The sequence below is a fragment of the Roseomonas alba genome (assembly GCF_019430885.1).
In the GTDB taxonomy this organism is placed as follows: domain Bacteria; phylum Pseudomonadota; class Alphaproteobacteria; order Acetobacterales; family Acetobacteraceae; genus Neoroseomonas; species Neoroseomonas alba.
Window position 1 is genome coordinate 1 of record NZ_JAHYBZ010000021.1, and the last position, 25,230, is coordinate 25,230.

General features: G+C 70.1%; 35 protein-coding genes. 34 read left to right on the forward strand and 1 reads right to left on the reverse strand.

The annotated features are described in order from the left end of the window. Positions 1-38 precede the first annotated feature (38 nt). The gene (locus KPL78_RS29715) at positions 39-581 is read left to right on the forward strand and encodes a DnaA N-terminal domain-containing protein (protein WP_219766923.1); all 543 of its coding nucleotides are present in this window, start codon (positions 39-41) and stop codon (positions 579-581) included. Positions 582-791: 210 nt separating this feature from the next. Continuing rightward, entirely contained in the window at positions 792-1,229 is a 438-nt protein-coding gene (locus tag KPL78_RS29720) for a regulatory protein GemA (protein WP_219766924.1), read from the forward strand. 97 nt (positions 1,230-1,326) lie between these two features. On the opposite strand, the gene KPL78_RS29725 is transcribed toward KPL78_RS29720, so the two are convergent. Further along, positions 1,327-1,773, reverse strand: a complete 447-nt coding sequence (locus tag KPL78_RS29725; RefSeq protein WP_219766925.1) for a hypothetical protein — start codon at positions 1,771-1,773, stop codon at positions 1,327-1,329. A gap of 61 nt (positions 1,774-1,834) precedes the next feature. Between KPL78_RS29725 and KPL78_RS29730 the strand changes: the two genes are divergently transcribed. The 32 genes from KPL78_RS29730 to KPL78_RS29885 form a co-directional block, all read left to right on the forward strand. Continuing rightward, positions 1,835-2,233, forward strand: coding sequence for a sigma factor-like helix-turn-helix DNA-binding protein (locus KPL78_RS29730; protein WP_219766926.1), 399 nt, complete (start codon positions 1,835-1,837; stop codon positions 2,231-2,233). 54 nt (positions 2,234-2,287) lie between these two features. After that, a complete protein-coding gene (locus tag KPL78_RS29735; RefSeq protein ID WP_219766927.1) occupies positions 2,288-2,839 on the forward strand; it encodes a glycoside hydrolase family 108 protein in 552 nt (183 codons plus the stop codon). Then, the gene (locus KPL78_RS29740; RefSeq protein ID WP_219766928.1) at positions 2,839-3,090 is read left to right on the forward strand and encodes a hypothetical protein; all 252 of its coding nucleotides are present in this window, start codon (positions 2,839-2,841) and stop codon (positions 3,088-3,090) included. Before KPL78_RS29735 ends, KPL78_RS29740 begins: the two co-directional genes overlap by 1 nt. After that, positions 3,087-3,536, forward strand: a complete 450-nt coding sequence (locus KPL78_RS29745; protein ID WP_219766929.1) for a hypothetical protein — start codon at positions 3,087-3,089, stop codon at positions 3,534-3,536. Before KPL78_RS29740 ends, KPL78_RS29745 begins: the two co-directional genes overlap by 4 nt. A gap of 96 nt (positions 3,537-3,632) precedes the next feature. Continuing rightward, on the forward strand, positions 3,633-3,773 hold the full coding sequence (locus KPL78_RS29750; RefSeq protein WP_219766930.1) for a hypothetical protein: 141 nt from the start codon (positions 3,633-3,635) through the stop codon (positions 3,771-3,773). Continuing rightward, positions 3,770-4,114, forward strand: a complete 345-nt coding sequence (locus KPL78_RS29755) for a DUF2730 family protein (RefSeq protein WP_219766931.1) — start codon at positions 3,770-3,772, stop codon at positions 4,112-4,114. The genes KPL78_RS29750 and KPL78_RS29755 overlap by 4 nt, the downstream gene beginning before the upstream one ends. Then, on the forward strand, positions 4,115-4,414 hold the full coding sequence (locus KPL78_RS29760) for a VpaChn25_0724 family phage protein (protein WP_219766932.1): 300 nt from the start codon (positions 4,115-4,117) through the stop codon (positions 4,412-4,414). A gap of 4 nt (positions 4,415-4,418) precedes the next feature. Continuing rightward, entirely contained in the window at positions 4,419-4,991 is a 573-nt protein-coding gene (locus KPL78_RS29765; protein WP_219766933.1) for a phage protein Gp27 family protein, read from the forward strand. Further along, positions 4,988-5,206 (forward strand): hypothetical protein, encoded by a 219-nt coding sequence (locus KPL78_RS29770; RefSeq protein ID WP_219766934.1) that lies wholly within the window; start codon positions 4,988-4,990, stop codon positions 5,204-5,206. Before KPL78_RS29765 ends, KPL78_RS29770 begins: the two co-directional genes overlap by 4 nt. Continuing rightward, the gene (locus KPL78_RS29775; RefSeq protein ID WP_219766935.1) at positions 5,203-6,765 is read left to right on the forward strand and encodes a hypothetical protein; all 1,563 of its coding nucleotides are present in this window, start codon (positions 5,203-5,205) and stop codon (positions 6,763-6,765) included. The genes KPL78_RS29770 and KPL78_RS29775 overlap by 4 nt, the downstream gene beginning before the upstream one ends. Then, a complete protein-coding gene (locus KPL78_RS29780) occupies positions 6,765-8,360 on the forward strand; it encodes a DUF935 domain-containing protein (protein WP_255569579.1) in 1,596 nt (531 codons plus the stop codon). The genes KPL78_RS29775 and KPL78_RS29780 overlap by 1 nt, the downstream gene beginning before the upstream one ends. A gap of 3 nt (positions 8,361-8,363) precedes the next feature. Further along, positions 8,364-9,668 (forward strand): phage head morphogenesis protein, encoded by a 1,305-nt coding sequence (locus KPL78_RS29785; RefSeq protein ID WP_219766936.1) that lies wholly within the window; start codon positions 8,364-8,366, stop codon positions 9,666-9,668. Positions 9,669-10,042: 374 nt separating this feature from the next. Then, a complete protein-coding gene (locus KPL78_RS29790) occupies positions 10,043-10,459 on the forward strand; it encodes a hypothetical protein (protein WP_219766937.1) in 417 nt (138 codons plus the stop codon). Continuing rightward, on the forward strand, positions 10,456-10,968 hold the full coding sequence (locus tag KPL78_RS29795; RefSeq protein ID WP_219766938.1) for a phage virion morphogenesis protein: 513 nt from the start codon (positions 10,456-10,458) through the stop codon (positions 10,966-10,968). The genes KPL78_RS29790 and KPL78_RS29795 overlap by 4 nt, the downstream gene beginning before the upstream one ends. Before the next feature lie 202 nt (positions 10,969-11,170). Continuing rightward, complete coding sequence (locus tag KPL78_RS29800; protein ID WP_219766939.1) at positions 11,171-12,205, forward strand: phage protease; 1,035 nt, start codon at positions 11,171-11,173, stop codon at positions 12,203-12,205. Further along, positions 12,206-12,601 (forward strand): hypothetical protein, encoded by a 396-nt coding sequence (locus tag KPL78_RS29805; RefSeq protein ID WP_219766940.1) that lies wholly within the window; start codon positions 12,206-12,208, stop codon positions 12,599-12,601. A 13-nt stretch (positions 12,602-12,614) separates the two neighbouring features. Further along, a complete protein-coding gene (locus tag KPL78_RS29810; RefSeq protein ID WP_219766941.1) occupies positions 12,615-13,511 on the forward strand; it encodes a Mu-like prophage major head subunit gpT family protein in 897 nt (298 codons plus the stop codon). Continuing rightward, positions 13,499-14,035 carry an HI1506-related protein gene (locus tag KPL78_RS29815; protein ID WP_219766942.1) on the forward strand — a complete coding sequence of 179 codons (537 nt, stop codon included), beginning with the start codon at positions 13,499-13,501 and terminating at the stop codon, positions 14,033-14,035. The genes KPL78_RS29810 and KPL78_RS29815 overlap by 13 nt, the downstream gene beginning before the upstream one ends. Beyond that, a complete protein-coding gene (locus KPL78_RS29820; protein WP_219766943.1) occupies positions 14,032-14,226 on the forward strand; it encodes a hypothetical protein in 195 nt (64 codons plus the stop codon). Before KPL78_RS29815 ends, KPL78_RS29820 begins: the two co-directional genes overlap by 4 nt. Positions 14,227-14,232: 6 nt before the next feature. Next, positions 14,233-14,664 carry a gp436 family protein gene (locus KPL78_RS29825; protein ID WP_219766944.1) on the forward strand — a complete coding sequence of 144 codons (432 nt, stop codon included), beginning with the start codon at positions 14,233-14,235 and terminating at the stop codon, positions 14,662-14,664. A 1-nt stretch (position 14,665) separates the two neighbouring features. Next, positions 14,666-15,241: a hypothetical protein gene (locus KPL78_RS29830; protein ID WP_219766945.1), complete on the forward strand. Its 576-nt coding sequence runs from the start codon at positions 14,666-14,668 to the stop codon at positions 15,239-15,241. Beyond that, complete coding sequence (locus KPL78_RS29835) at positions 15,241-15,423, forward strand: DUF2635 domain-containing protein (protein ID WP_219766946.1); 183 nt, start codon at positions 15,241-15,243, stop codon at positions 15,421-15,423. The genes KPL78_RS29830 and KPL78_RS29835 overlap by 1 nt, the downstream gene beginning before the upstream one ends. Then, a complete protein-coding gene (locus KPL78_RS29840) occupies positions 15,423-16,901 on the forward strand; it encodes a phage tail sheath subtilisin-like domain-containing protein (protein WP_219766947.1) in 1,479 nt (492 codons plus the stop codon). The genes KPL78_RS29835 and KPL78_RS29840 overlap by 1 nt, the downstream gene beginning before the upstream one ends. Positions 16,902-16,904: 3 nt before the next feature. Further along, positions 16,905-17,270 carry a phage tail tube protein gene (locus tag KPL78_RS29845; protein WP_219766948.1) on the forward strand — a complete coding sequence of 122 codons (366 nt, stop codon included), beginning with the start codon at positions 16,905-16,907 and terminating at the stop codon, positions 17,268-17,270. Then, positions 17,263-17,691 carry a hypothetical protein gene (locus KPL78_RS29850; protein WP_219766949.1) on the forward strand — a complete coding sequence of 143 codons (429 nt, stop codon included), beginning with the start codon at positions 17,263-17,265 and terminating at the stop codon, positions 17,689-17,691. The genes KPL78_RS29845 and KPL78_RS29850 overlap by 8 nt, the downstream gene beginning before the upstream one ends. Before the next feature lie 135 nt (positions 17,692-17,826). Beyond that, positions 17,827-19,974, forward strand: coding sequence for a phage tail tape measure protein (locus KPL78_RS29855; protein WP_219766950.1), 2,148 nt, complete (start codon positions 17,827-17,829; stop codon positions 19,972-19,974). Then, positions 19,974-21,269, forward strand: a complete 1,296-nt coding sequence (locus tag KPL78_RS29860; protein WP_219766951.1) for a DNA circularization N-terminal domain-containing protein — start codon at positions 19,974-19,976, stop codon at positions 21,267-21,269. The genes KPL78_RS29855 and KPL78_RS29860 overlap by 1 nt, the downstream gene beginning before the upstream one ends. Then, the gene (locus KPL78_RS29865; RefSeq protein WP_219766952.1) at positions 21,266-22,489 is read left to right on the forward strand and encodes a phage baseplate assembly protein; all 1,224 of its coding nucleotides are present in this window, start codon (positions 21,266-21,268) and stop codon (positions 22,487-22,489) included. Before KPL78_RS29860 ends, KPL78_RS29865 begins: the two co-directional genes overlap by 4 nt. Beyond that, entirely contained in the window at positions 22,479-23,018 is a 540-nt protein-coding gene (locus tag KPL78_RS29870; protein WP_219766953.1) for a phage baseplate assembly protein V, read from the forward strand. The genes KPL78_RS29865 and KPL78_RS29870 overlap by 11 nt, the downstream gene beginning before the upstream one ends. 54 nt (positions 23,019-23,072) lie before the next feature. Continuing rightward, positions 23,073-23,519 (forward strand): phage GP46 family protein, encoded by a 447-nt coding sequence (locus tag KPL78_RS29875; protein ID WP_219766954.1) that lies wholly within the window; start codon positions 23,073-23,075, stop codon positions 23,517-23,519. Next, complete coding sequence (locus tag KPL78_RS29880) at positions 23,516-24,562, forward strand: baseplate J/gp47 family protein (protein ID WP_219766955.1); 1,047 nt, start codon at positions 23,516-23,518, stop codon at positions 24,560-24,562. The genes KPL78_RS29875 and KPL78_RS29880 overlap by 4 nt, the downstream gene beginning before the upstream one ends. Further along, a partial coding sequence (locus KPL78_RS29885; RefSeq protein ID WP_219766956.1) for a YmfQ family protein occupies positions 24,562-25,230 on the forward strand: 669 nt, incomplete at its 3' end. The genes KPL78_RS29880 and KPL78_RS29885, both read left to right, overlap by 1 nt.

Here is a 25,230-nt window from a genome sequence, read left to right on the forward strand (position 1 = left end):
TGCCCCGATTGCCGCCGACAGATCCATGAGGCCGCCGCATGAAGTCGCTGTTCCCCAAAGACATGCTTCCGAAGCCGCTGCGAGCCGACTTCGAGGCGTTCTGGAACGCCTACCCACGCCGCAATCCGAACCCACGCGCCAATGCCGAGACTGCGTTCGCACAGGCCGTGAAGCAGGGTGCAGGCCCCGAAGACCTGGTGCGCGCTGCCGACGCCTACGCGACCGAGTGCCGCAGTCGTGGCATCGGGTCGGAATTCATCGTCCACGCCTCCACCTTCCTGCGGCAGCGCCGTTTCCTCGACTATCTGCGGGCGCCTGTGGCCGAGGCGCCGGTGTGCAAGTTGCCTGCGATCGACCATCCGTTGTGGCACCGGCTGCAGACCCGGGTGAGCGAGGCCGACTTCCGCCGCTGGATGCAGCCTCTGCGCTGCGTCTCGCTGACCGAGGGTAGTAGAGCCGTGCTGCTTGCGCCGACCCGCTTCCATCGCGATTGGGTCCGCCAGCACTTCGACCTGGTGCTGAAGGCGGGACTCGGCGTGCGGATCCTGGACATCGAGATCGCGGAGGACCTCCGGCCATGAGCGGTGTCTTCGACTGCGACGATGGGTGCGAGGAGCCGTGCTTCGAGTGCTTCGGCGAAGGTGGTTGGAACTCGTGCGTGGAAGACTGCTGCACCGCCATCGGCGGTGAGGAGGGGTGCGACGATCCCGTCTGTTGGCGCAGATGCCCTCAGTGCCGGGGTACCGGCTACCTGCCATCGGGCGCGGACGATCGCGCCGGTGAGGGCGCCCATGGCTAAGCCCGCCCCCAACCGCGGCGCCATGATCGCAAAGTGCCACATTGCCAAGGCGCAGCTCGCGCTGACCGATGACAGCTACCGGGATCTGCTGCGCCGGATCACGGGGCTGGAGAGCACCAAGGAGATGCGCACGGACCAGCTCGACGCGGTGCTGCGCGAGTTTGCGCGGCTGGGCTGGAAGCCGAAGCCGGCGTTCAAGCGCAGCCCGAACCCGCAGATCCGCATGATCTACGCAGTCTGGAAAGATATCGCGACACTGAAGGGGGGCGGCACGAAGGCGGAGCTACGCGCCTTCGTGCGGCGCCAGACCAAGACGCCACTGCATCCCGACGGCATCGCAGCCCCGGAGTTTCTGGACGGCGAGGCCGGAAACAGCGTGCTGGAAGGGCTCAAAGGCTGGCGGGCGCGGCTGCGCGGGAAGGCGGCGTGATGGCCGGCCGCCGCTGCCGCACGCGCCGCCTGCGCCGCCGTCAGCGCCGGCTGGCGGCGTGCCTCTACCTCATGCTCGTCGTGATGGGGCGTTGATGTCAGCGGCGGGCAGCGCCAAGGCGGATCTGGCCAAGGAGTGCCTGCGCGCGCGCTTCCGCCGTGGCACGGCCCCGCGCATCCAGCCGGCCGCAATCGAACCGCAGGTTGGCCGTGTCGCTGGCATCCGCCTGCGGATCGCCCTGCGCGATGATGATCAGGCGCCAGGCGCAGGCCTCGACGTGGTCGGCCGCGATGCCGGAGGTCGACCCGCGCAGCATGTAGCCGACATTGCGTTGGGCCTGGTAGTTGCCTCGATAGGCTTGCTGAAATGCGCTGACGAAGGCCTGGCGGCTCATCTGGCACCACTGAGCATCGTCACCGGTGAGGCCGTCACAGCTCCGCAAAGACCGTTCGGCTTGCTGGCGCAGCGCTGCGTCGGTCGGGACCTGCGCGGCCGCGGGGATGGCGCAGCCCACGGCCGCGAGGGCGATCAGCATCAGACGCAAGGGGCATTCTCCTTCACTCGGGTGGTGTCGCCGATACTGTGCGGATCGGGGCGCGCTGAAAATGGCTGAGCCGCTGTTGCTCCGGGATGAAGACTTCACCTGGTCGCCGGCGGAGCTGCGCTTCCTGACCGACCTGATCGGCGTGGCCACCACCTTCCGTCTTATCGAGATGCACCACGGCACGCGCATCCGGCTGCCGCACACCGTCAACCAGGGCACAAGGATCGCCCGCGATATCGGCCTGGTGCCGGCGCGGAAGCTGGCGCGCCGCTGGGGCGGTGACAATCTGAAGGTGCCGTTGGCCCGATACTGGCGGGTCCGCGTCTATCGGGAACAGCGCCTGTCCTACAGTGAGATCGCCCGTCGCGTGGGCATCACAGAAGGCACGGTCCACCGGTATCTGCAGCAGGCCGAGATGACGGCGAAGACGCAGCAGCTCGACTTCTTCCAGGCCGGCTGATCCCCGCACCTGGGGGCGCGCCATTGGCGCCGCGCACGCGCGATGCTCGCGGCCATGCCCAGCCCCGTCACCCCAGCCGCCGATGATCCCGCCCGGCGCTTCCGCATCTGCGTGGAGGAAATCCTCGATCGCGAGGCCGGCTATGTGGACCATCCGCGCGACCCGGGTCGGTGCACCAACATGGGCATCACAATCGCCACGCTGGCGGACTGGCGCGGCCGGCTTGTCACCTGCGCCGATGTCCGCGCCCTGACGGAATTGGAGGCGCGGCAGATCTATCGCGCGCGATACTGGAACAGCGTGCAGGGGGACAGCCTGCCGGCCGGCATCGACCTGATGGTGTTCGACGGCGCGGTCAACAGCGGGCCGGCGCAGAGCGCGAAATGGCTGCAGGAGGCCCTGCGGGTCGAGGCAGACGGCGCCATCGGCCCCATCACGCTGGCGGCCCTGCGTGAAGCCAACGACCGGGCGGCCGTGATCAACCGCATCTGCAATCTGCGCATAGCGTTCCTCCGTGAACTCCGCACCTGGCGCGACTTCGGCCGAGGCTGGACCAACCGCGTGGACACGGTGCGTGCCATCGCGCTCGCCTTGGCGGGTGCCTGATGAACGGCATCCTCCCGAAATCGTCCCGCCGCTTCAGCCGCAGCGTCGTCGTCGCGAACTGCGCTGCCGCCTGGATCGTCGTCATCGTCGCGATCATCCGGGGTGAGGGCGTCGCCGGCATCGTCGTCCCGGCCGCGATGACGCTCATCGCCTGGCTCGTCGCCGGATACATGGGCGTCGGCGCCCTCGATTTCCGCACGGCCGCGCAGGCCGCGCAGCAGCCCAAGCCGCCGGAAGGGGCCAGCCCGTGATCAAGGCCATCGTCGCGCGCCTCGCTGGCGTGAACCTGCTGCCCTGGGGCATCGGTGCCGCCGTGCTGGTCATCGGCGGCCTCACCGCGCTGTGGAGGATTGAGGCCGCGCAGCGCGACGCGGCCGAGCTGCGCCTCACCGCCGTGCAGGAGCATCTCGCCACCGCCCAGGCGGCGATCGCCGACCGGGATGCCGTGATGGGTGCGATGGACCGCCAGGCGAAGGCCGTGCGCGACCTGCAGGACGAGCTCGAACCGACCCGGAGGGTGATCTATGCCGCGCCTCGCAGCACGGAGTGCGTTGCCAGCCCTGTTGTGCGCGCTGGCCTTGACAGCATGCGCGCTGCCCGAGCCGCCCGCGCCGCCTCCTCCGGCGCTGGCACTCGCCGCGGACCTGCTGACCTGCCGGCCGCGCCCGCCGGTGCCGGCGATCGAACAGGACGCTGACCTGATGCTGTTCGCTCTCGACCTGGACGAGGCGGGCGAGGACTGCCGCCAGCGCCTCGATCGCGTGCGGGAGGTGCTGCGCCCCGAGGCCAGCCCGTGACCGACGAGGCCGATCGCGCCCAGGAGCTCGTCGAGCGGGAGCGTGAGGAGATCCTCGCCCGCCTGCGTGCCCGCATTGCCGCCACCGCGCCGTCGCCGCTGCCGCCGCCGGCCCAGATCCAGGAAGCCGACGCGTGATTCAGTTCGAATATCGGGACCTGATGTGGATCCTCGGCGTCGGCGCCGCCGTCATCGGCGCGCTCGTGGCGTTCCTCAAGAACAAGCTGACCGGCGGCGACGGGTTCGCCCGTGCCAGCGACATGGTGACGATCTCAAATCGCGTCACCTCGATCGAGGAGCGTCTGTCGAAGATGCCGAACCACCAGGATCTACAGCAGCTACAGATCCGCGTCGGCGATGTGGAGCGGGGCGTCGCCGTGGTGGCGGAGCGTGTGTCCGGCCTCGGCGAGATCATGAAGCGGGTCGAGCATCAGACCGGACTGCTGGTGCAGCACCAGCTGCGCGAAGGGGGTGGTTGAATGTCGGGTCTCGCGAAGCTGCATGCCGAGGATCGGCGACTGACGATCCTGCGCACGCTGGCACAGGATGACGATCGCCGGGTCAACGAATTCGTACTGAAGCGCGCGGTGGAGCTGCTCGGACACGACGTGAACCGGGACATGCTGCGCGCCGACCTCGCCTGGCTCCGCGGGCAGCTCCTCGTCACGGTGCGGGAGGAAGGCGATGGCGCGATCTGGATCGCCACGGCGACCGAGGAGGGCGTGAAGGTCTCCCGAGGCAAGATACATCCCGGCGTCGCCTATCCCGTCGAGCCCTGACGCCGTGGCGCACCGGCCGTCCACCATCGACCGACTGCCTGCCGAGATCCGCGAGGCCATCGGCCGCCTGCGCGACCACGGCAAGACACTGGACGAGATTCTCGACCATCTCCGGAGCCTGGAGATCGAGGTCAGCCGCAGTGCGCTCGGCCGCCACGTCCAGTCGATGGAGAAGGTTGGGGAGAGGCTGCGGCGATCGCGCGCCGTGTCGGAGGCGTTGGTTCGCCAGCTCGGCGACGCGCCGGAGAGCCAGACGGCCCGCCTCAATGTCGAGATCATGCATTCGCTGATCTTCGACCTGCTCTCCCTTGGCGAGGGTGAGGACGAGCAGGCCGTGGCGATCCAGGCCCTCCTGCGCGATCCGAAGGCGCTTGCCATGATCTCCGAGGCCGTGGAGCGGCTGACGAAGGCCAGCCGGCACAATGCCGACTTCATCGAGCAGGTGGAGAAGCGCGCCGCCGCCCGCGCGAAGACACACGCGGCGAAGGCCATGGACGCGGTGGCGAAGGAGAAGGGGATCAGCCCCGATACCCTGGCTGCGATCAAGGCGGGCATCTTTGGGGTCAAGGTCGCATGACACCCGACACACCGGAGCCTCAGATCGGTCGCCTCACAGACTTCGAGCGGGGCGAGCTGCAGCGCGCCGTCGCGGAGCTGAACCGCCAGATGAGCGTGCTGTATATGCGGCATGGTGCGACCATTCGCGTCGTGCCGCGCGTCAACTACAGCATGGACGATTGCTACGCGGCCGTGCAGGTCGAAGTGACGACGGGCGTCGAGACCTTCGGATGACGGCGATCGCCCTCCCCGACGTCTTCCTGTCCTACCAGCAAGAGCTGATGTCGTCGGTCTCGCACCAGGCGGTGACCGTCGTGGAGAAGTCCCGCCGCACCGGCTATTCCTGGGCGATTGCCGCCGATGCCGCGCTCACTGCGGCCGCGACCCGTGCCGCCGGCGGCAGCGACGTCTTCTACATGGGCTACAACCTGGAGATGGCCCGCGAGTTCATCGACTACGTCGCGGATTGGGCGAAGTCGCTGTCCCCCGCCGCCGTCGAGGTCCGCGAGTTCCTCTTCACCGACCCGGAGCACCCTGAGAAGGAGATCAAGGCATTCCGGGTCGACTTCGCCTCGGGCCACAAGGTGCTGGCGCTGCCGTCCGTCCCGCGTGCCCTGCGCGGCATGCAGGGCAAGGTCATCCTAGACGAAGCCGCCTTCCACGACGACCTCGAGGAGCTGCTGAAGGCCGCCTTCGCGCTGCTGATCTGGGGCGGCAAGGTGGTCATCATCAGCACGCACAATGGCGACGCGAACCCGTTCAACGGCCTGATCAACGACATCCGGGCCAAGCGGAAGCCGTACCACCTGCTCCGCTGCACCTTCGACGACGCGCTGCGCGACGGGCTGTATCGGCGCATCTGCTACACCCAGGGCAAGTCATGGTCAGCGGAGGCCGAAGCCGCCTGGCGCGCCGAGATCATCGCCTTCTATGGATCGGCTGCGGATGAGGAGCTGTTCTGCATCCCCGCCGCCGGGTCCGGCACCTGGCTGTCCGCGGCGCTGATCGAGGCGCGCATGGAGGATGGGATCCCGGTACTGCGATGGGAACCGCCGCCGGGCTTCGTGCTCTGGAGTGAGCGCCAGCGCCTGGCCGAAGTCCGCGCGTGGTGCGAGGAGAACCTGGCGCCAGTAGTCGCCGCGCTCGACCCCGATGACCAGCACGCCTTCGGCTGGGACTTCGGCCGGTATCATGACCTGTCCGTCTATTGGCCGCTGGCGATCAAGAAGAACATGGTTCGCCGCACACCCTTCGTGATCGAGCTGCGCAACGTGCCGTCCGAGGAGCAGCAGTTCATCCTGTGGTACGCGCTCGACCGGACGCCCCGGCTGCGCGGCGGCAAGATGGATGCCACGGGCCCGGGCTTCACGACAGCCGAGAACACCATGAAGCGCTATGGTCAGCGCATCGAAATGGTGATGCTCAACGAGCCCTGGTACCGCGAGCACATGCCGCCCCTGAAGGCGGCGTTCGAGGATGGCGAGATCATCATCGCGAAGGATCGCGAGCACTTCGACGACCTGCGGCTGGTGAAGCTGGTTCGTGGTGTCGCGCGCGTGCCCGACCTGCGCACCGGCGCGCCGGGCAAGAAGCGCCACGGGGACGGCGCCGTCGCGCTGGCGCTGGGACATTCGGCGAGCCGGTCGGATCCGGAGCTCTACGAATACACGCCCGCGGCCCTCGCTGCGGCGCGTGCCGAGGCCGAAGAGGATCGCATCGCCCAGCGCAATCGCTGGATTGCCAGTGGTAGCCGCATCCGCGGCGACTATCCCCGCCTTCGTGGGAGCCTCTGATGGCGCTGCTCGACCAGTACGGCAAGCCGATCCCGCCCGCCTCCATCCGTCGCCTGCGGGAGGAGGTCGCCGCACCCACCCTGACCGGCGTCCGCCCTGTCGTCTCCGGCCATCCGGCCGAGGGCCTGACCCCGGCGCGCCTGGCGCAGATCCATCGTGCCGCCGCGCAGGGCGATCCCCTCCGGTATCTCGAGCTCGCCGAGGACATCGAGGAGCGGGATCTCCACTACGCCGGTGTCATCGGCACCAGGAAGCGCTCCGTCGCGCAGCTCCCCATCACGGTGGAGGCGGCGTCGGATGCGGCCGAGCACGTCCAGCATGCAGACTTCCTGCGCGCCTGGCTGAAGACCGGCGTGCTCGAGGGCGGCCTGTTCGACATCCTGGACGCGGTCGGCAAGGGCTTCTCCGTCATGGAGATCATGTGGCGCACTGATCCCGGCAACATCGTGCCGCAGCGCCTCGCCTTTCGCCCGCAGCGCTGGTTCAGCACGGACGACGACGGCGATACCATCGTGCTTCTGGAAGGCGCGACGAAGCAGCCTCTCGCCCCGCACAAATTCGTCGTCCATCGTCATCCCAACAAGTCCGGCTTGGTCATGCGGTCGGGCCTGGCGCGGGTCGCGTCCTGGGCCTGGATGTACAAGTCCTTCACGATGAAGGATTGGGCCATCTTCGTGCAGAACTATGGCCAGCCGATCCGGGTCGGGAAGTACGGGCCGAACGCATCGGATGCCGATCGCGATGTCCTGATGCGGGCCGTGGCGAACATCGCCGGCGACTGCGCCGCGATGATCCCGGAGAGCATGCTGATCGAGTTTATCGAGGCGAAGAACGCCGTCGATGGCTCGGCGCTGTACGAGAAGCGGGTGGACTGGCTCGACCGTCAGATCTCCAAGCTCGTGCTGGGCCAGACGACCACGACGGATGCCGTCTCCGGTGGCCATGCTGTCGCGCAAGAGCACCGCCTGGTGCAGGAAGATATCGAGCGCGCCGATGCGCGGATGATCTCCACTACGGCGACGCAGCAGCTCGGGCAGTTGATCATCGCCCTGAATTTCGGGCCGCAGGAGGCGTACCCGTCCATCCGCATCGGCCGGCCCGACGAGGTGCCGCTGGCGAATGTCGTCGACGCGGTCCAGAAGCTCGGCCCCCTGGGTCTGAAGGTCGAAGCCAGCGAGATCCGCGATCGCCTGGGCCTGTCCGAGCCGGCCAAGGGCGAGGACGCCGATGTCATCGGTGGCCGGCCGCCTCCGCCTGTCCAGGCGCCGCCGGGCGCGGAGGCCAAGCCGCCGCCACCGCCGGAGTTGCAGGCCTTCCAGCGCCGCATCGCATCCCTGCATGCCAGCCAGCCCGAGACCGATGTCATCCAGGCCCTGACCGACCGCCTGGCCCTCGATGCCCAGGGCGCGCTCGCCGGCGTCCTCGACCAGGTGCAGGCCGAGCTGCACGCCGCGTCGGACCTGGCCGATTTCGGCCGGCGCCTGGCCGGCCTGCGGCTGGACCCGGAGGCCCTGGCAGTCGTGCTCGGCCGCGGCATGGCGATCGCGCACCTGGCCGGCCAGGCCATGGTGCTGGACGAGCTGCAGGGCGGCTGATCCGTGTCGGGCAGCCGTGGCGTGGCCTCGGGCGTCGGGCTGCCGCCGCGCGAGGCGATCGAGTTCCTGCGCGGCAAGACCAACGTCACGACGCAGCACTGGACCGACATCTGGCGCGACGCGCACACGCGCAGCTTCATGGTCGCCGGCGCCGCGACGGATGCCCTGGTTGGTGATTTTCGGCGGTCGGTCGCCGATGCGCTCGAGCAGGGCCGGACGCTGACGGATTTCCGCAAGGACTTCGACGCCATCGTCGCGCAGCACGGCTGGGTCCACAACGGCACGGCCGCCTGGCGCAGCCGCATCATCTACGAGACCAATCTCAGCACCGCCCTGGCCGCTGGCCGCTATGCCCAGCAGACCGAGCCCGAGACGCTCGCCGCCTTCCCGTTCTGGCAATACGTACACTCGGGTGCGCTGCATCCGCGCCTCCAGCATCAGGCGTGGAACGGGCTGGTGCTCCGGGCGGATGATGGGTTCTGGCACACGCACTACCCGCCCAACGGCTGGCGCTGCGGCTGCCGCGTGCGGGTGCTCTCGGCGCGCGGCGTGGCGCGGATGGGGCGCAGCGGGCCTGACCAGGCGCCCGTCATCGAGACGCGCCGCTGGGTCAATCCGCGCACCGGCGAGGTCCACTATGTCCCGCTCGGGATCGATCCCGGCTTCGATTACAACCCAGGCCTGACCTGGCGCGAGCCGCCCCGGATCCCGACCGATGCGGTCACGACGCCACGTCCCGCTCGCTGGCCGCCGGCGCCGCCCGCTCCGCCCCAGCGCGTCAGCGTTGAGCCATTGGTCCCCGCCGGTACGCCGGCGATTGCAGCCCCCGATTTCGAGGCCTGGGCAAATGCCCTGCTGGAGACACGGCGTTCGGACGGCAGCGTCCGGGTCCTCGGGGCATTGAGCGACGCCGCGATGACCTGGTTGCAGGATCGGGAGATCGCACCGGCCAGTTCCGCCCTGGCCATCACCTCCGCACAGTTCCTGCACATCTTGCGGGACGCGAAGGCGAAAGTCGCGAAGGGTCTGTCGATCGCCGATGCGCTACGCCTGCCGGAGATCGTCGCGCGCCCGCGTGCTGTGCTGCGGGAGCGGGAGACAGGGGCCGTGCTGCTGATCTTCGACCCGCTCGACCGGGCCGAAGCTCGCACCGGGAAGTTGGTGGTGGAATTCGCCATGGATCTCCGCGTGCGGGACGGCCACGAGCGGAGGAGGGTGGTCATGAATGGCGTGAAGAGCGGCGGCTTGGTCGACGCCGCGCGCTTCCGCAACCGCGGCGAATACGAGCTGATCGAAGGGAGTGTGTAGCCGGTGGGGTGCGCCTCTCAACCCCTCAGGGCGTCCGGCTGCCGGGGCCGGCTGGCCCAGCCGGTACGGCGTCTCGCGGCCCGGCTACACCTCCACCAATTAGTGTCTCTGGGAGTTCAGTTCCATGAATTTCGGAGCACCCGAAACATTTTTGTGTGTCATGTTTGGGAACTGCTGTCGTCCTTGGCTCCCTCGGGCCATACGCTGTCTATGACGCCTCTGCGCCAGAGCACCAAGACACTCGCAAAATAGTACGACGAACTGTCAGGCAGCAGCTGGCTAGGATCCCCGGCCTCTTGGAGCGGGATGAGGAGCCCCGGAATCCTTCCGCCGGCGCCGTCAGGGCTCCACGTACTGAGGAAATGCCTCACAAGATGCCCACCGCCGTCAAAATTCACGACAACCTTGCCGAAGGTTTCTGCCGGGCTTTCCGCCTTAAGGAGCCTTGGCTCGACATGCACCCTCGTCAGGTCCGTGATGTCGAAGACCGGGCCTGCAATCTCCCTCGCCCCGACAAGCCTGCCTGGTCGTTCCCCGGTGAACAACCCGACCATATGCTCGTTTGGCGTGCGCGTTTGAACACCAACAACGGATTTTCCATTGGCGCCATGAAAGCGAATGATCCTTCCCAGCGGGACATCTGGCGCACGCGGGTAAATCACTGCCCTGTCCAGCGGGATCAAGTTTGTCGCGGCGTCTTGCATCTTGGTGCTCCCATATTGACACTTCCTACCTGGATATCATCCGCGCCGATTCGCCCAGCAGAGCAAACGGCGAAAGACCGCCGATGACGTCCATTGTCATCACCTCGCACCTCGCCGGTGGCGAGGTCCAGGCCGCCTTCCGCCACTGGCAGCAGCTTGGCCGCGACAGCACGCCGCTGATGCGCGCGATCGGCGTCGGGCTGATCTCCAACGTCCATGACCGGTTCGCTGCGGAGACGGATCCCGATGGCGCCCGCTGGGCGCCGCTGAAGGAGCCTTGGGCGTCGCTGCGTCGCGCCGGCCCCATCCTGCAGCAGTCCGGCATGCGTGGCGGCCTGATGGGCACGATCACGTCGGACGCCGCGAATGGCGAGGTGTCGGTGGGCAGCAACAAGATCTACGCCGCCGTCCACCAGTTCGGCGCCACCATCAAGGCGAAGAACGCGCCCCTGCTGATCTTCCGCACGCCGGAGGGTGTCCGCTTCGGGGCCGCGCGCCAGGTGACCATTCCGGCCCGCCCATACCTCGGCATCAGCGCGGCGGACGAGGACACCATCCTCGATGCCGTCGAGGTGTTCTGGCTGCGGTTCCGCTAGCGGGCATCGGCCCTGCCGCCTGATCGCAGATTAAGAGCCGAATCAGAGCGCTAAGAGCCGGGTCTAGAGCGTCCCGCGCATCAGCGGGGCGCCGGATGCTAGGGGGGCCTGTACGGCCTTCCTAACGGCCCCGGCGGGATGTGGCTGCCGCCCCCATCTGGGGGCGCTCCATCCATCCTGCACGCGGGCCAGTCTGCCCGTGATGATCCAGTATGTCACCCTGCACCAGGCGCTGCCGGACCCGGGGAGCGACGCCGCTCCCCCCGACTGGCTGCACCTAGTTCCGGCCGGCGAGTTCCGCGGCAATGACGGCCGTGGGCCGTATCGCCTGACGGATCCCGCCGCGGTGATCGCCCGATCGGTCAAGGGCGGCAAGCTCGTGCTCGACGAGAACCACGCGACGGACCTGCTGGCGCCGAAGGGTGGCAGCGCGCCGGCGCAGGGCTGGATCGTAGAGCTGCAGGCCCGCGACGATGGCATCTGGGGACGCGTCGACTGGAACCCGCCCGGCCGGCTGCTGATGCAGAACCGCGCCTATCGCGGCATCTCGCCCGCGATCCAGGTCAATGCCGCGACGGGCCAGGTGCTCGCGCTGCTGCGCGCCTCCCTCGTCAACAACCCGAACCTCCCGCAGCTCACGACGCTGCACAGCCAACAGGAGCCCGGCGTGGATCCGAAGAAACTGCGTGCCGCCCTCGGCCTGCCCGAGGACGCGGACGATGCGGCGGTGCTCGCCGCGGCCGAGGCGGCCCGGACGGCCGTCAGCACGCATGCCCAGCAGCTGCAGCGCATCGCGACGGCCGCTGGGGTCGAGAAGCCCGCCGAGGCCGGGACGGATGCCATCGTCACCGTGCTGAACGCGCGCGTCGGCGAGACCGACGTGGCGAAGTTGCGCGAGACCATCGTCAGCCTGCAGTCGCAGGTCACGACGCTGGAGAACGACGGCAAGAAGGCCCGCGCCATCGAGGTGGTGGATGCCGCGATCCGCGACGGCAAGCCCATCAAGCCGCTGCGCGAGGACTATATCGCGCGGCACATGCGCGAGCCGGAGCAGGTCGAGAAGGAGCTGAAGGCGCTCGTCTCCCTGCACCACGGCGGCATCGCCGACCGGAAGGCCGGCCAGGGCAGCACGGCCGGCGACCCGGTCGGGGAGGAGGCACGGATCATCGCCCTGATGGGCATCGATCCCGCGGCCTTCAAGAAGGCCCGCGCGGCCGAGACGCAGGAGATCCTGTAAATGGCGCTCTCCGCTGATCGCAACACGCCGGAGCGCGCGGCGCGCGACTTCGCCTTCGCGCCCGCATCCGGCCAGACCGTCTATCGCGGCGCGCTGGTCTGCCTGAACGCCTCCGGCGAGCTGGTGAAGGGCGCCGTGGCGACGACGCTGAAGGCGCTTGGCCGGGCCGACACCGGCACGCTCGACGCCGGCTTCGACGGCAAGGTCCGTGGGCGGCGCGGGTGCTTCCGCTGGAAGAACAGCTCCGCCGGCGACGCCATCACGGACGCCGACTGGGGATCGACCGTCTACATCGTCGATGACGAGACGGTCGCGAAGACGAACGGCACCAACACCCGCAGCGCCGCCGGCATCTGCCGCGGCGTCGACGCCGAAGGCGTCTGGGTCGAGACCTGAGGAGCGCCCGCCCGTGATCCTGAACAGCGCCAATCTGCGCACCCTCAACACCGCCTTCTCGGCCGCATATCAGGGGGCCTTCGATGGCGCTCCGCGCCAGTTCGAGCGTGTGGCGACAACCGTGCAGAGCACCACGAAGCAGAACGAGTATGGCTGGCTCGGCAGCTTCCCGAAGATGCGCGAATGGATCGGCGATCGCGTCGTGCACGGTCTGTCGACCCACGACTACGCCATCCGCAACAAGCGCTGGGAACTGACGATCGGCGTCGACAAGGATGACATCGAGGACGACAACGTCGGCATCTACACGCCGATGTTCCAGGGCATGGGCCGCGACACGGCGACCTTTGCGGATGAACTCATCTGGCCGCTGCTGGCCAATGGCTGGAACACGCTCTGCTATGACGGGCAGAACTTCTTCGACACCGATCACCCGGTCGGTGGCGTCGGCGGCGCGCCCGTCACCTCCGTCAGCAACAGCGGCGGCGGCAGCGGCGCGGCCTGGTTCCTGCTGGATGTGTCGCGGCCGCTGAAGCCGCTGATCTTCCAGAACCGCCGGGCCTTCGAGTTCCGCCGCATGGATGCGCCCACGGACGAGGTCGTGTTCGATCGGAACGAGTACCGCTACGGCGTCGATGGCCGCTGCAACGTCGGCTTCGGCTTCTGGCAGATGGCCTATGGGTCGAAGCAGACGCTCGACGCCACGAACTACGAGGCCGCCCGCGTTGCCATGGGCAGCCTGAAGAGCGACAGCGGCAAGCCGCTCGCGCTCACGCCGCGCCTGCTCGTCGTGCCGCCGTCCCTGGAGGGCGCCGGCAAGGAGATCTTGGAGAGCGAGCGCAACGCGGCCGGCGCGACCAACAAGTGGCGCAACACCGCTGAGCTGCTGATGGTGCCATGGCTCGCCTGACCCCCGCGCTGATCATCCTGTGCAGCACGCCGGGCTTCCGGCGCGGCGGCATCGCGCACCCGGCGCGGGCCGAGCACCCGGCCGGGGCCTTCACCTTCGGGGAGCTGGAGGCGATGGCGGCCGAGCCGCGCCTGCAGCTCATCCCGCTCGAGGCGGTATCCGAGGGCGTGGGGGCGGACGCACATGCTGCCTTCGGCGGGCCGGTCCCGCTTGCCGGGGACAATAGCCCCTCGGTGGACGTCGGCGGCGACCGGGATCCCGCGACCGGCGCCGGCCCCGACGATATGCCCGGGCGACCCGGGGCGGAGGCCGGCACCTCGGCCGTCGATGCCCCGGACGGGACGGTCGCGGCGCCCGCCGTCGCGCCGGCCCCAGAGCCCATCCAGCAAGCCGAGGAGGGGGCGGTATCCTCCGAGGGCCAGGCGGCGACGCCTGGTGATGGCGCGGCGGACGGCGAGCAGGAAGCCGCGGAGGCGGCGGGCGTCTCCACCCCTGCCCGGAAGCGCGGACGGGGGAAGGCATGACCACCGCCGTCGTGATCCGCAGCCCGTCCCCGAACCATCAGGACGTGCTGGTCCAGAAGCAGGCCGTGAACCGCGAAGGCGCCTTCGTCGACGTCGGGCAGGCCGTTCGCGTGACCGAGGGAATGGCCGTGACGGAATATGTCCATGGCGGCCAGCGCCTGGTCATCACCGAAGTCACGCGCGAGGGCTGACGCGCCGTGCCCTACGCCGCCATCGACGACCTGGTCCGCGCCTTCGGGGAGAGCGAGGCCGCGCGCCTCACCGCCCCGGAGGGCAACCTGGAAGCCCCGGTGGACGAGGCGAAGGTCGTCGACGCCCTGACCAAGGCGAGCGACCTGATCGACAGCTATCTGGCGCGCCGCTACCTCCTGCCGCTCGTCGCGCCCTATCCGCCCGCCATCGTCGAGGCGTGCTGCGTGCTCACCCGGTTCCGGCTCGCCCATGGCGAGCAGCGGGAGCCGACCGAGCAGATGCGGCTCGCCCGCAAGGAGACGATCGCCTGGCTCGGCCAGCTCGCCGAGGGCAGCGCCGTGCTGCCCGGCCTGTCCGTCGCCGGATCCTCGGGCGCCGGCGCCCGCGTGACGGATCGACCGCGCGCCTTCTCCTCCGACACGCTGCGGGGCTGGTGACATGGCCGTGCAGGATCTGATCGCCGCCGGGCCGCTGCTCGACTGCTGCAACGCCCTGCAGGCCCGGCTGAAGGCGTTCTTTCCGCCTGCCCAGTTCACGCACCAGGTGGTGCCGGCGAAGCTGACGCCCACCGTCTGGGCGTCGCTCACGCGCGTCACGCCGATGATCGGCCTGGGCTGGGGCGGGGTCCGCCCGAAGCGCGACAATGCCCACATCTTCGCCGGCGACGCCCTGTGGACCGTCTTCCTGGTCACGAAGAACAGCAATTCCCCGGTCGCGCGCCTGCTGGGCGATGCGATGGGTGCGGGGCAGCTCGGGGTCGCGCAGATCGCGGCCGTCGCGCTGCAGGGCTTCATGATCGCCGGCATCGGCACGGCCACCGTGACCGATGTCGGCAACGTCTCGGCCGAGAACCTGGCCGAGGAGAACACGGCCATCACGGCCATCAATGTCGAGGTCCCGCTGTCGCTGAGCATCGCCGGCGACGGGGACCTGACGGAATTCCTGCGCATGCACGTGCAGTGGCAGTTCCCCGATGCCGAGGGCCCTGCCGACATGATCGAGGTGAGGGATTGATGCCCGAGAGGATCTTCGTCCGCCCCGCCGAGGGCCGCCGCGTGCGCCTGCCCGGCGATGGCAGCCCCATCCCGCCCGAAGGGATGGAGGTCGACCGCGACACCTTCGTGATCCGGCGTCTCGCCGATGGCGACCTCCTCGAGGTGCCGCCGCAAACCGCTGGCAAGGGGAGCAAGGGCTGATGCCGTTGGACACCATCACGCTCGAGGAGACGCCGAGCGACTGGCGCGTCCCGGGCACCTCGATCGAGGTTCGGCCGCGCTACACCAATGCCGGCGTCATAGGCTATCCGGCCCGCGCTCTGATGATCGGCCAGAAGCTGGCCGCCGGCAGCGCGGCGGCGGCCACGCCCTATCGCATCACGCGCCGGGAGCAGCTGACCGCGCTGTTCGGTGCGGGTTCGGTCGCCGAGCAGATGGGCGCTTCCTTCCTGGATGCGAACACGACGTCCGAGCTGAACGTCATGGCGCTGGCCGATGCGGGCGGCGCGGTGGCCGCGACCGCCACCCAGGTCATCGCCGGCACGGCGACCGGGTCCGGGGTGCTGGCCTTCGGCATCGGCCCCTGGCGGATCCCGACCGTGGTCGCCTCTGGCGCTGCCGCCGCGACGGTCGCGACCGCTGTCCGCGCCGCGATCAATGCCGCGACCTATCTGCCGGTCGCCGCCAGCGGCACCGCCGGCAACGTCATCCTGACCGCGAAACACGGGGGCGCGGTCGGCAACGACATCCGGATCATCCTCAACCCGGCGGTCGAGGATGCGGTGCCGGCGGGGCTGACTGTCACGATCGCCGCCATGGCCAGCGGCGCCGGCGTGCCGGACATCGACACCGCGCTCGCGGCCGTCGCGGCCGCCTGGTACACGGACATCGTCTCCGCCTGGACCGACAGCACCACGCTCGGCAAGCTCGATACGGACCTTGCCACCCGCTACACGGCGATGGGCAAGCGCGACGCCTTCGGCTTCATCGGCTGGAACAACACCTTCGGCGGGCTGAGCTCCGCCGGCAGCGCGCGCAACGGCAAGCTGCTGTTCCCGATCGGCGCCAATGCCGCCGGGTCGATGCCCTGGCAGTGGGCGGCGCAGCTCGCTGCCGTGGCGTGCTTCCACCTGACCAACGACCCGGCGCGCCAGCTGCGCACCCTGGCGCTGCCGACAATCGTCCCGCCGGCCCCGGTCAACCGCTTCACGCCGACCGAGCAGGATCTGCTGCTGCGCGACGGTGTCTCCACCTGGGACGTCGACACCGGCGGCATCGTCCGCCTGCAGCGCGTCATCAGCACCTATCAGACGTCGGCGCTCGGCGTGCCCGACACCGCCTGGCTCGACATCATGACGCCGCGGACCCTGTCTCGGGTGCGCTACGACTGGGCGAGCTACCTCGATCTCAACTACCCCAGGCACAAGCTCGCGGACGACGGATCACCCGCCGCGGAGCACGGCGATGCCGTGGTCACGCCGCGCATCCTGCATACCAGCTGGGCCGCGCGCTGTGCGCTGTATGAGCGGCTGGGCTGGATCGAGGACGCGCGCCGGACGGTCGCGCTCAGCACCTTCGTGCGCGACCTGCCAGACAAGAACCGGGTCAACGCCGTGCTGATCGTGCGGATCCTCGGCAATCTCATGCGGTTCGCCGCGCGGCTGGAATTCGAGGTGTAAGCCATGCAGACGCTCGGCATCATCGACATCGTCTGGAAGCAGCAGAAGATCCCAGTCGAGAAGGGCGCGAAGTTCCGCCCCGGCGGGCTCAAGCAGAACGCGGTCGTGTCCGGCCGGCGCGCGGGCTACGCGCAGGAATGGCAGCAGAGCGAGATCACGGCGACCACCTGGCTCGCCCGCGGGCAGACCTTCCGGGATCTCTACAGCGCCGGCGAGGGCGAGTTGCAGGTGCTCTGCGACACCGGCCAGACCTTCACCTGGTCGGACGCCTTCCTGGAAGGCGATCGCCCCGAGATCACCGGCGGCGAGGGCGGGAAGATCGAATTGCGCTGGGTGGCCGGCGAACCGGAGGAAGTGCTGAATGGCTGACACCAAGCCCGAGGATCTGGTGGATCTCGACGCCGGCGATGCGGGCGTCACGCCCGGTTCCGACCTGGTCGACCTGGATGCGGCCGAGGAGGAGGGCAAGCTGCCCCCGCAGGCGAAGCTGCAGGAGGATGGCAGCATCCTCTTCACGCTGCGCCACCCGGTCACCATCCGCTACCGCAAGGGCGGGTCGGAGCGCAGCGAGACGATCGAGACGCTCCACATGCGCCGCCTGCAGGGCAAGGACATGCGGCGCGCGACGCAGGCCGGCGGCGCCGCGACGATCGCTGCCGCCGCGGCCTCCGCCGGCTGGGAGGGACCGAAGTTCGACATCCTGTTCGACCGCATGGATGCCGATGACGCGATGGCCGTGCTGGAGGTCGCCGCCCATTTTATCAGCAGTGGCCGGAGGATTGGCCGCTGATCCTCGCGGCGATCGGCAGCCACTACGGCTGCCCGCTCGCCGAGCTCGATGCCTTGACGCCCGATGCGGCGAAATTCTGGCACGGGGCGGCCGCTGAACTGACCCGGCGGGTAAAGCAGAAGCAGGAGACGTAGCGTGGCGACAGGGCGGGATCTGCGGGCGCGGCTCGTCCTGTCGCTGAACGACCGCGCCAGCCCGGAGCTCGATCGCATCCCGGGCCGGCTGGATCGGATCCGCCAGGCACTGCGGCGGATCTCGGTCGCGGCGGCGGTGGTGGGCGGGCTGTCTCTGCTCGGCCCGCTGCAGCAGGCCGCGGCCTTCGAGGACACGCTCCGGCAGAACGCCATCACCGCCGGCGAGACCGGCGCGGCGGTCGAGGAGATGATCCAGCGCACCCGCGTCGCCTATGAGCGCCTGGCCCGCGAGACGGGGCAGCGGAGCCGTGACATCGCCGCGGCGGCGGCAAGCCTGGTCGCCGCTGGCCTCGACGACAGCACGATCCAAGCGCTGTTGCCCACCATCTCCCGCGTCGCGACCGGCACCGGCGCGACGCTGGAGGATCTCGCGCAGACGGCGCTGCAGCTGCGCACGCAGCTTGGCCTGACGGCCGAACAGATGCCGCAGGCCTTTGCGTCCCTGATCCAGGCCGGACGCGACGGGAATTTCGAGCTGCGCGACATGGCGCGGGAATTCCCCGCCATCCTCGCTGCGGCACGCGCCCTCGGCATGCAGGGGCCGAATGCCCTGACGTCGCTCGCCGCCGCGCTGCAGGTGGCGCGCCAGGCCGCCGGCTCGTCGAGCGAGGCCGCGAACAACGTGCTCAATGCCCTGCAGAAGCTGGCCTCGCCCGAGGTGGTGAACAACTTCCGCGACATCGGCGTAAACCTCGAAGGCGTCATGCAGGACGCCGCGCGGCGCGGGATCAATCCGCTCGAGGCCCTGGTCCAGAAGCTGCGGGAACGCACGGGGGGCAACCTGTTCCGCCTCCAGGAGATCTTCGGCGACCGCCAGGCGCTGATGGGCCTGCTGCCGCTGATCCAGGAGACGGAGCGGTATCTGCGGATCCGCGACAACGCGCGCCGCGCGTCCACCCGCGTGATCGACGAGGGCTTCGAGGACCGGATGCGCGGGGCCCAGAAGCAGCTGGATCGGACCTCCGAACTGCTGGAACAGCTCCATCGTCGCTTCCTGCTTGTCGCCGGCACCGCGCTCAAACCCTTCAACGATGCGCTCGACCGCCTGTTTACCTGGATCGACCAGATCGACGCCGCCTATCCCGGCCTGATCGACGAGGTCGCGGCCTGGGCGGCCGGGCTGCTCGCCGCCGCGGCCGCGATCGGCATCATCGGCCAGGTCTTCAGCTTCCTGGGCGCTGGGCTTGCCGTGATCCTTGGTCCGCTGCAGCTCGTCTTCGGGGGCCTGATCGCGATCATCGGCGTCAAGCTCGCCCTGTTCCTCGGTGTGATCGCGCTTGTCGCCGGCGCCGCCTATCTGCTGTGGCGGTATTGGGATCGCATCGGCCCGTTCTTCCGCGACCTCTGGGCCAATATCCCCGCCTATTTCCGTGCCTTCGTGGATTGGGTGCGGGGCTGGGCGCCCGCAGCGATAGCCGGCGCGGCGCGCCTGCTGCAGGCGGGATGGGACGCGCTGAGCACCTGGTTCGGCACCTTCTGGCGGGAGACGATCCCGGCCTGGTTCACCGCCTTCACGGATTGGGTGGGGGGCTGGGCACCGGGAGCGATCGCCGGCGCGATCAGTGTCATCGAGGGCGCCTGGCTGGTGCTGCGGACCTGGTTCAATACCCTGTGGAACTTCTGGGTCCGAGAGCCCTTCGACGCCTTCGTCACCTGGGTCGATGGCTGGACCAATGGCCTGGCGAGCGCGGCCATCGACCGGATCATCCAGTCCTGGCAGCGTCTGCGGCAGGGCTTCCGTGAGCTGTGGGACGAGATCAAGCGGATCTTCGAGGAGATCTGGGGGCCGATCGAGCGTGCCATGGAGCGTGCCGAGCGCTTCTTCGCGCGGGCGAACGAGGGCGCGCCGCAGTACCAGGCGCCCGCGCAGGCGGAACTCGGCGCCCGTATGAACGCCCGCGGGGCGCAGCGGATCCCCGACGAGGAATGGAACGCGCCCGACGCCGCCGTCGCGCCTACCGCCACCACGCGCGTCGTCGGTGAGATCGTGGTGCGACCGGCGCCCGGCGCCGAGGTCACCGATGCCCGCGCCACCACCGGCCCGGTGACCATCACGCCTGATCGCGGCGCGACGCGGAGCCGCCCCTAATGTCCGGCCTGCTGTCCGGCCTCGGCGCTGTCACCAGCCTGTTCGACGGCCTGTTCGGCGCATCCTTCCGCGGTGTGGACTTCGACATCCCCGACACGAGGCAGGAGGTCGGGCGCCGGGTGCAGCGCTTCTTCTTCCCTGGCCGCGACGACACCGTCCACCAGGATCTCGGCGCCCTCGAGGGGCCGATCGCCATCCGTGGCCTCATCATCGGTGCCGACTATGTCGAGCGTGCCCGCGCCCTCCGCGCCGCCTTCCTCGAGGAGGGGCCTGGCACGCTGGTCCACCCCTGGCTGGGCGAAATCGAGGTGGTGCTGGCGCAGCCGGCCAGCATCACCTTCAGCGACCGCGAGATCCGGCTCGCCCGCTTCGACGCGACCTTCGAGCGCGCCCCGACCACAGCCGGCGGCGGCCTGTTCGACACGCTGGCCGACCTGCTCGACCAGGTGCAGCAGCTCCGCGCCCAGGTGCGGGCCACCATCGGCAGGATCCTCGCGCCCATCCGCCTGACTGTTGCCGTGATCGGCGGCGTGCAGGGCTTCGTCGCATCGGCCGCGAGCACCTGGCGCGGCATCATCACGGCAGGACAGGGCCTCGCCGGTCTCGGCAATGCCCTCGATGCCGGGTTCCGCGGCATGGCAGAGGTCGGCGTCCTCACCGCGGACCGCGACTATGGCGGCGCCGTGTCCGACGTGCTGGAGGCCGTGCCGTCCAAGATCGCCGAGGCCGGCGCGCCGCCCCTGCGGCCGGCGATCGGACCGGCCGCCGGCGCCACCACGCCCGGCATCGTCATCGTGCCCGAGGCCGCCACCACGGCCCTGCTGGATGGTGCCGACGCCCTGGCGGCGATCGCGGCACCGGTGCCCAGCCTCGCCCTGGCTGCCGCCGTCCAGGCGCGGCTGGAGGCCGTCGTGGCCGCCAGCACCATCGACCATGTCTCGCAGCAGGACGCCATCGCCTGGCGCGATCGGCTCGACGCGGCGCTCACCGCCTCGGCCAGCGATGCCGCGGTCCTGGCACGCACCGCGCCGATCGAGGGGCAGGCGCTGTGGTCGGCGGTGGTGGCGGTGCGGGACGCGGTGCTTGCCGACTACAATGACCGCATCGGCCGATTGCCGGCCGTGCGTGTCCTGCCGCCGCGCGCGACCGCCGTGTCGGCGTGGGCGATCGCCCATGACCTGGTTGGCGACGATCCCGCGGCCGTGCGCGCGATGATGGAGGACCTGGTCCGCCGCAACCGGATCCGCCATCCCGCCATCGTGCCTGCCGATCTGCCGCTGGAATACCTGGCGTGATCGCGGGTCGTGTGACGCTCGAGCTCGCCGGCCGCGCCTTCAGGGACTTCGTCAGCATCACCGTCACCCGGTCGCTCGAGGAGATCGCCGGCAGTTTCGACCTCGATCTCTACGACGCCGGCCGTGTCGCCCGGGCGCAGCAGCAGCGCCAGGCGCAGGAGGTCGCCGAGGCAGTGCGCCAGGGTCACGCCTGCACCGTCCGGATCGATGGCGAGCCCGTGCTGATCGGCCATATCGACGAGGCCAAGGTGAGCTGGACCGGCGATGCCATGCGCTTCGGCTTCGCGGGACGCGACCGCACCGGCGACCTGGTGGACGGCGCGGCGGCGCCGGAGGGGCCGGCCGAGTACCGGAACCTCACCCTGACCGAGATCGCGCGACGGATCTGCCAGCCCTATGGCATCACGGTGCGAGCGGACACCGATGTCGGCGCGCCCATTCCGGTCTTCAGCCTGGACGCCTCTGAGACGGCTCTCAGCGCCATCGAAAAGGCCGCGCGGCAGCGGGCGGTGCTGCTGGTGTCGGATGGCATCGGCGGGCTGCTGCTGACCCGGGGCGGGGCCAGCCGCGGGCCGGCGCCGCTGCAGGTGCCGGGCAATGTGCAGCAGGCGACGGCCACCTTCTCGTGGCGGGAACGCTTTCGCGACTACTACGTCAAGGGACAGACGCGCGGCGCCGGCGGGAACCGGGCGACGGACAGCACGGCAAGCGAGCTGACCGCCGCGACGCCGCCGGCCGCCGCCGCGACGCGCCCAGCGGTGCGGGAACGCGCGGGCATCGTCATGACCGGTCGGGCGCGGGACGAGGAGGTGACGCGGCACCGCCCCACAGTGCAGCTCGCCAAGACGCAATCCGGCGGGGCATCGGTGCAGACCCAGGCGGAATGGCGCATGCGGGTCGCGCGGGCGAAGTCCGAGGCGCTGTCCTATCGCGTGCTCGACTGGCGCGCCGGGGATCCGGGCAAGCTCTGGCGGCCGAACGAGCTCGTCGCGGTCACCGATCCCTTCGCAGGGATCTCAGGTGACATGCTGGTCTGCTCGGTCGCCTACAAGCTGGGTGAGGAGGGCGCGGTGACCGAGCTCGAGCTCGTTGGTCCCGAGGCCTACGACCTGGAACCGATCGAGCCCCGCCAGCGTGCCCGGCAGGCGCGGCGCCGAGGCACGGGCAGCGACAGCACCGCGCGCGAGCTGACAGCGGGACCGACACGCCGTGGATCATGAAACCGCCGCCGCCCTGCGCGGCCAGGCCGTGCGCGGCGTCGTCACCGCCATTCGCGATGGGGGACCAGCGCAGACGGTCGACGTCGAGACGCATGAGGGTGTGATGCGTTCGGGCATCGAGGTGCTCCAGCAGTACGGCGTCACCTCCCGCGCGCCGGACGGGGCGATCGTCGTGCTGCTGGCGCTCGGCGGGGATCAGGGCGACCAGGTCGCGCTGCCCGTGGCCTGCCCCAGCGGGCGCATGGCCGGCCTCGCGCCGGGCGAGGTGGCGCTGCACGATGACGCGGGCAACCGCGTCCACCTCAAGGCCGGCGGCGTGCTTGAGATCCGCTGCGCCACATCCCTGCTCGCCGTGGTCGGCGGCACGGAATTCGAAGTCACCGCCGGCGGCGTGCGGATCAAGGGCGACGTCGAGGTCGAGGGGCGGATCCACGCGACGGGGGATATCGTCGCGGGGTCGATCAGCCTGCAGACGCACCGCCATGGTGGCGTGGATCCCGGTGCGGCGCTGACCGACCAGCCGACCTGATCCCCTTGTCCGGGGGCGCGCCCTTTTCGTTTCCAGGTCGGCACCCTGTGGCGCATGCTCGATTTCGCCCTGCGCTTCGATCCGTCGACGGGCACCTGCGATTTCGCGATCGAGGGCGGCGACATCGCCCTGGACGCGACGCCGGCGACGCCGATGCTGATCGCGCTGGGCAGCGACCGCCGCGCCCGTCCCGACGATGCCCTGCCGGATGAGCCGCGCGCGGCGCCCGACACCGTCACCATCCTCGGCCGCCGCCGCGGTTGGCCGGGCGATGCGTTGGATCGCCTGGGCCGCCTGATCGGAAGCCGGCTCTGGCTGCTCGTCCGCGCCAAGCAGACCGAGGATACCCGCCGCCTGGCGATCACCTACGCCGAGGAAGCGCTCGCGTCCCATGGCATCGCGGCCAGTGTCGATGCCTCCTGGATCGGCCGCGACCTGCTCGGCATGCGCGTCGTCGCCGGCGATACGGTGATCGAGCTGCGCCAGGTGGTCGGCCAATGACCTGGCCCCTCCCGACCCCGGAGGACATCGCCGCCCGCGCGGCCGCGGTGATCGAGGCACAGTTCCCTGGCATCGACGCCCGGACGTCTACCTCGGCCGCAGGCGTGCTCGCGCGCGCTATTGCCATGTCGGTCTATGAGGTCTGGCTCCACCAGCGCCGCCTGGCCGACGAAATGCTGCCCGACACCGCGGCTGATTGGCTGGAGCGCCTGGCCTCCATCTGGGGTGTCCCGCGCAACGCGGCCACGGCGGCGACCGGCCTGGTGCAGTTCAGCGGCGCGGCCGGCCTGGTGGTGCCATCCGGCGTGCAGGCTCGTGGCCCGACCGGCGCCCGGTACACCACCACGGCCGGCGGGCCGATCGCCGGCGACGGCACCCTCATCGTCGCGGCCCGCGCGGACGATACCGGCACGGCCGGCTATGCCGCGGCCGGGACGGTGCTGGACCTGGTCTCGCCGATCGGCGGCCTGACGGCGCAGACCGCCACCGTGCAGGCGCCCGGGCTGACCGGCGGCCGTGCGACGGACAGCGACGAGGTGCTGCGCGCGAGGTTGCTCGCGCAGATCCGCGAGCCGTCGCGGGGCGGCGCAGCGGCCGACTACGACAAGTGGGCGCGAGCGGTCGCGGGCATCGGCTACGTCTCGGTCGAGGCCGGCGGCCTTGGCACGGTGCGCGTCATCGTCGCGCTGGACGGGCCGGCCGCCGCGCAGCCGGGCGATGTCACGAACGTTACCGCGAGCATCGAAGCGGCGCGGCCCGTGACGGCCGCGGTGACCGTCCTCGCCGCGACGCTGTTGCCCGTGGCGCTGACCGTCGCCGTCACGCCGGACACCCAGGCCGTGCGCACTGCCGTGCAGGGCGCCCTCACCATCTTCTTCGCGACCGACGCGCGGATCGGCCAAGCGATCCCGCTCTCGCGGATCTCGGAGGCCATCTCGGCTGCCAGCGGGGAATACAGCCACCGCATCGTGAGCCCGACCAGCACCGTGACGCCCAGCAGCACGCAGCTGCCCGTGCTCGGCACCATCACCTGGAGCAGCTGATGGCACGCGACCCGGAACAGATCCTGCAGGGCCTCCTCGCCGGGCTGCCGACGGGCTGGGCCTGGCCGCACGATCGGCAGAGCGTCGGCGCGAAACTCCTCAACGCGCACGCCACGGAACTCGGGACCATCGAGGCGAGCATGCAGGCGCTCCTCGAGGAAGCGGACCCGCGCACCGCCGACGCGATGCTGGACGATTGGGAGCGCGCCTTCGGCCTGCCGGACGAGTGCGCGTCCATGGACCAGCTCGTCGCCAGCCGCCGCGCCGCCCTGCTGGCCCGTATCGTCGAACGCCGCAGCCCCACGCCCGCGAACCTGATCGCGCTCGCCGCATCCTACGGCGTCGACGCGGCCATCACCGAGCATCGCCCGCACGTCACCGAGAGCAACAGCGAGGACCCCGTCACGGACGAGGATTGGGCCTTCGTGTGGGACATGCTGTCCCCCGAGATCCTGGTGGTCGAGTGCACCACCGAGGACGATACCGAGATGCCGCTCGAAGTCTGGCCGGTCGGGCCGCACGAATGCGCGGTGCGGCGCATGGCCCCCGCGCACACGCTGGTGCGCTTCGGCACCTACAAATCGGACTGGGACTTCACCGGCGGCTTGCCTGCGGGCGCGACCCTGGCGCGCACGCTGCCCGGCACCCGCACCACCTATCGCGGGCAG

Excerpts from the sequence above, each read along its gene's own strand:
- KPL78_RS29780 (WP_255569579.1), top strand. The coding sequence starts at position 6,765 with ATGGCGCTGCTCGACCAGTACGGCAAGCCGATCCCGCCCGCCTCCATC.
- KPL78_RS29775 (WP_219766935.1), top strand. The coding sequence starts at position 5,203 with ATGACGGCGATCGCCCTCCCCGACGTCTTCCTGTCCTACCAGCAAGAG.
- KPL78_RS29760 (WP_219766932.1), top strand. The coding sequence starts at position 4,115 with ATGTCGGGTCTCGCGAAGCTGCATGCCGAGGATCGGCGACTGACGATC.
- KPL78_RS29835 (WP_219766946.1), top strand. The coding sequence starts at position 15,241 with ATGCCCGAGAGGATCTTCGTCCGCCCCGCCGAGGGCCGCCGCGTGCGC.
- KPL78_RS29800 (WP_219766939.1), top strand. The coding sequence starts at position 11,171 with ATGATCCAGTATGTCACCCTGCACCAGGCGCTGCCGGACCCGGGGAGC.
- KPL78_RS29790 (WP_219766937.1), top strand. The coding sequence starts at position 10,043 with ATGCCCACCGCCGTCAAAATTCACGACAACCTTGCCGAAGGTTTCTGC.
- KPL78_RS29820 (WP_219766943.1), top strand. The coding sequence starts at position 14,032 with ATGACCACCGCCGTCGTGATCCGCAGCCCGTCCCCGAACCATCAGGAC.
- KPL78_RS29795 (WP_219766938.1), top strand. The coding sequence starts at position 10,456 with ATGACGTCCATTGTCATCACCTCGCACCTCGCCGGTGGCGAGGTCCAG.
- KPL78_RS29840 (WP_219766947.1), top strand. The coding sequence starts at position 15,423 with ATGCCGTTGGACACCATCACGCTCGAGGAGACGCCGAGCGACTGGCGC.
- KPL78_RS29815 (WP_219766942.1), top strand. The coding sequence starts at position 13,499 with ATGGCTCGCCTGACCCCCGCGCTGATCATCCTGTGCAGCACGCCGGGC.
- KPL78_RS29860 (WP_219766951.1), top strand. The coding sequence starts at position 19,974 with ATGTCCGGCCTGCTGTCCGGCCTCGGCGCTGTCACCAGCCTGTTCGAC.
- KPL78_RS29845 (WP_219766948.1), top strand. The coding sequence starts at position 16,905 with ATGCAGACGCTCGGCATCATCGACATCGTCTGGAAGCAGCAGAAGATC.
- KPL78_RS29730 (WP_219766926.1), top strand. The coding sequence starts at position 1,835 with ATGGCTGAGCCGCTGTTGCTCCGGGATGAAGACTTCACCTGGTCGCCG.
- KPL78_RS29740 (WP_219766928.1), top strand. The coding sequence starts at position 2,839 with ATGAACGGCATCCTCCCGAAATCGTCCCGCCGCTTCAGCCGCAGCGTC.
- KPL78_RS29805 (WP_219766940.1), top strand. The coding sequence starts at position 12,206 with ATGGCGCTCTCCGCTGATCGCAACACGCCGGAGCGCGCGGCGCGCGAC.
- KPL78_RS29715 (WP_219766923.1), top strand. The coding sequence starts at position 39 with ATGAAGTCGCTGTTCCCCAAAGACATGCTTCCGAAGCCGCTGCGAGCC.
- KPL78_RS29830 (WP_219766945.1), top strand. The coding sequence starts at position 14,666 with ATGGCCGTGCAGGATCTGATCGCCGCCGGGCCGCTGCTCGACTGCTGC.
- KPL78_RS29875 (WP_219766954.1), top strand. The coding sequence starts at position 23,073 with ATGCTCGATTTCGCCCTGCGCTTCGATCCGTCGACGGGCACCTGCGAT.
- KPL78_RS29720 (WP_219766924.1), top strand. The coding sequence starts at position 792 with ATGGCTAAGCCCGCCCCCAACCGCGGCGCCATGATCGCAAAGTGCCAC.
- KPL78_RS29735 (WP_219766927.1), top strand. The coding sequence starts at position 2,288 with ATGCCCAGCCCCGTCACCCCAGCCGCCGATGATCCCGCCCGGCGCTTC.
- KPL78_RS29850 (WP_219766949.1), top strand. The coding sequence starts at position 17,263 with ATGGCTGACACCAAGCCCGAGGATCTGGTGGATCTCGACGCCGGCGAT.
- KPL78_RS29880 (WP_219766955.1), top strand. The coding sequence starts at position 23,516 with ATGACCTGGCCCCTCCCGACCCCGGAGGACATCGCCGCCCGCGCGGCC.
- KPL78_RS29770 (WP_219766934.1), top strand. The coding sequence starts at position 4,988 with ATGACACCCGACACACCGGAGCCTCAGATCGGTCGCCTCACAGACTTC.